Here is a 2,517-nt window from a genome sequence, read left to right as displayed (position 1 = left end):
AGGACCGCCTGCGGAGCGAAGTTCTCCGAAGCGATCATCTCCAGGGTTTCGCGCTGGCGCGCCAGCTCGGCGTCGACCGCCGCCGACACCTCCGGGTCCAGCTCACTGAGGCTCTGGTTGAGCACGGTCTTGTCGGTAGCCATCGGAGGCCTACTCCTCATCCTTGGTCAGAGCCTGGTACTCCTCGGCGGAGAGCAGGTCGGAGGGTTCCCCGGAGACCCGTGCCCGGAACAGCCACCCGTCCTCGTAGGGGCTGGAGTTGACCGTCTCCGGTGTGTCTTCGAGGGCCTCGTTGACCTCGACGACCTCACCGTTCACCGGCGAGTAGATGTCGCTGACGGACTTGGTGGACTCCACCTCGCCGCAGGTCTCCCCGGCGGTCACCTCGGTGCCCGCCTCGGGGAGCTCGACGTACACGATGTCGCCCAGCGACTCGGCGGCGAACTCCGTGATCCCGACGGTGGCGACACCGTCCTCGATCCGGACCCACTCGTGTTTGTCGGTGTAACCCAGCTCCGTGGGAACGCTCACTTCGACTCTCCTTGGAGATATACCTTCATCCTGCCGTGCGCGCGTGCGGCGCCCCGGCCCGGCCTACGCCTGGTCACACCCCGTACGTGCCGGTCCCCGGGTCGGGGATCCCGCCGTGGGGGTGGGTGGGCCCCAGGGGTGTGGGGCCCGGGCTGTCACGACTGCCGCTTGTAGAACGGCAGCTCGACCACGTCGACGTCCTCACCGCGTCCGCGCACGTCCACGGTGAACGCGCCGGTCGTGGTGTCGAGGTCGCCGTCCACGTAGGCCATGGCGATGGGGCGGCCCAAGGTGGGTGAGGGCGCGCCACTGGTGATGGTGCCGACGACGGCGCCGTCGCGCAGGACGTCCTGGCCCTTGCGCAGCGGGCGGCGGCCGCGGGAGGCGAGGCCGATGAGGCGGCGTTCGCGCGCGGTGCGCGCGGATTCCTCCAGGGCGGCGCGGCCGACGAAGTCACCCGGCTTGTCGAACTTGACCACGCGGCCGAGACCGGCGTCGAAGGGGGTGAGGTCGGCGGTGAGCTCCTGCCCGTACAGCGGCATCCCCGCTTCCATGCGCAGGGTGTCGCGAGCGGAGAGTCCGGCGGGGACCAGACCGTACTCGGCGCCCGCCGCCATGAGGGTCTTCCACACGTGCGGGGCGCGGTCGGCGGGGCGGATGAAGATCTCGAACCCGTCCTCGCCGGTGTAGCCGGTACGGGCGAGCAGCACGGGGACCCCGGCCACGGTGTGCTCGTAGCCCGCGTAGTAGCGGATCCCGTCGAGCTCGGCGTCGGTGAGCGGGGCCAGGATGTCCACCGCGCGCGGGCCCTGGACGGCGATCAGCGCGTATTCGGCTGACTGGTCGGTGACCTCGACGTCGAAGGCCTTGGCCCGTTCGGTGAGGGCATCGGCGACCACGGACACGTTGGCCGCGTTGGCCACGACGAGGTACTCCTCCTCGCCGAGGCGGTAGACGATGAGGTCGTCCAGGACTCCGCCGTCGGCGGCGGTGATCATGGTGTAACGGGCGCGGCCGACCTTCACCTTGGACAGGTGGCCGACCAGGGCGTGGTCGAGGGCCTCGGCGGCTTGCGGCCCGGACAGGTGGATCTCACCCATGTGGGAGAGGTCGAAGAGCCCGGCGGCCTCGCGGACCGCCGTGTGCTCGGCGGTCTCGCTGGCGTAGCGCAGCGGCATGAGCCATCCGGCGAAGTCGACCAGGGTCGCGCCGGATTGTTCGTGGATCTCGCGCAGCGCTGTCGCGCGGGGCGCGGACGCGGGCTCTGACATGGGCACTCCCGAGAGGATGGGCGTCTGTCGTGTGTGGCGTTGCCATCCTCCCCCTCTGTCATCTGTGCCTGAGAGCTTCACCACGTGCTCGGCGTGGCTTGCACCTTCGGCGAGGGACGCGTGTCCCTGCTTTCCAGAGTGGTCTCGCCCGTACGGTCCACTGTGCCTGAGAGGTTTCATCGGGGAGGGATTGCTCCTTCGGCGGCCCACATTGGCTACGCGGGCGCTCTCCCGTACGGGGTCAGCAACATGATCAGCCTAGCAGTGGCCGCTCTCGGCTCCCAAGGGTGGCCGAGGTCTTACACGGCGCGCGGCCGAAACCTCCCTACCGCGGGGGCGCAGCCGTTAGCTTGGGTTCGGTGGAACGGGAACCGACGCGTGGGGAGGCGCGAGTGGGTACCGACATCGGGTGGGGGAGACGGACGGCGGTTTCGGGCCGTCGGGTGGTGCTGACGGTCGCGGCGGGTGCGGTGACCGTTCTGGTGGGAGCGGCGTGCTCCACAGTGGTTCCGGAGACCGCGGGTCACGTCCGCGGCGACGCGCGGCCCGTCGACCGGGCGGGTGGTGACGTTCCCTCGGTGGAGCGGGAGGACCTGGAACGGGTCTTCGACGAGGCGGGGGTGGAGGGCACCTTCGTCCTCTATGACACGAGTGAGCGGTCGGCCATCGTCGTCGATCCGCAGGAGGCCCACCGCCGCAGTGTGCCCGCGTCCAC

At 70.1% G+C, this 2,517-nt stretch carries 2 protein-coding genes, 2 pseudogenes and 1 riboswitch; of the genes and pseudogenes, 1 reads left to right on the top strand and 3 read right to left on the bottom strand.

Annotated elements, in window-relative coordinates; translation table 11 throughout:
* From D471_RS39550 to gcvT, 3 genes and pseudogenes are all read right to left on the bottom strand, one after another.
* Positions 1 to 143, bottom strand: a pseudogene (locus D471_RS39550) (serine hydroxymethyltransferase); the annotation flags it as partial.
* Between the two features lie 7 nt (positions 144 to 150).
* Positions 151 to 531: a glycine cleavage system protein GcvH gene (gcvH, locus tag D471_RS0117410; protein ID WP_017599805.1), complete on the bottom strand. Its 381-nt coding sequence runs from the start codon at positions 529 to 531 to the stop codon at positions 151 to 153.
* Positions 532 to 686: 155 nt separating this feature from the next.
* On the bottom strand, positions 687 to 1,802 hold the full coding sequence (gene gcvT, locus D471_RS0117405; protein ID WP_017599804.1) for a glycine cleavage system aminomethyltransferase GcvT: 1,116 nt from the start codon (positions 1,800 to 1,802) through the stop codon (positions 687 to 689).
* Positions 1,803 to 1,945: 143 nt separating this feature from the next.
* A riboswitch (glycine riboswitch) is annotated at positions 1,946 to 2,046 on the bottom strand.
* Between the two features lie 148 nt (positions 2,047 to 2,194).
* On the opposite strand from gcvT, the pseudogene D471_RS34855 reads away from it, so the two are divergent.
* A pseudogene (locus tag D471_RS34855) lies at positions 2,195 to 2,517 on the top strand (penicillin binding protein transpeptidase domain-containing protein); the annotation flags it as partial.

This window comes from Nocardiopsis lucentensis DSM 44048, assembly GCF_000341125.1.
GTDB classification, from domain to species: Bacteria; Actinomycetota; Actinomycetes; order Streptosporangiales; family Streptosporangiaceae; genus Nocardiopsis; species Nocardiopsis lucentensis.
Note: the sequence above shows the minus strand (reverse complement) of the source record. Positions and strands in the feature narration are given on the sequence as shown.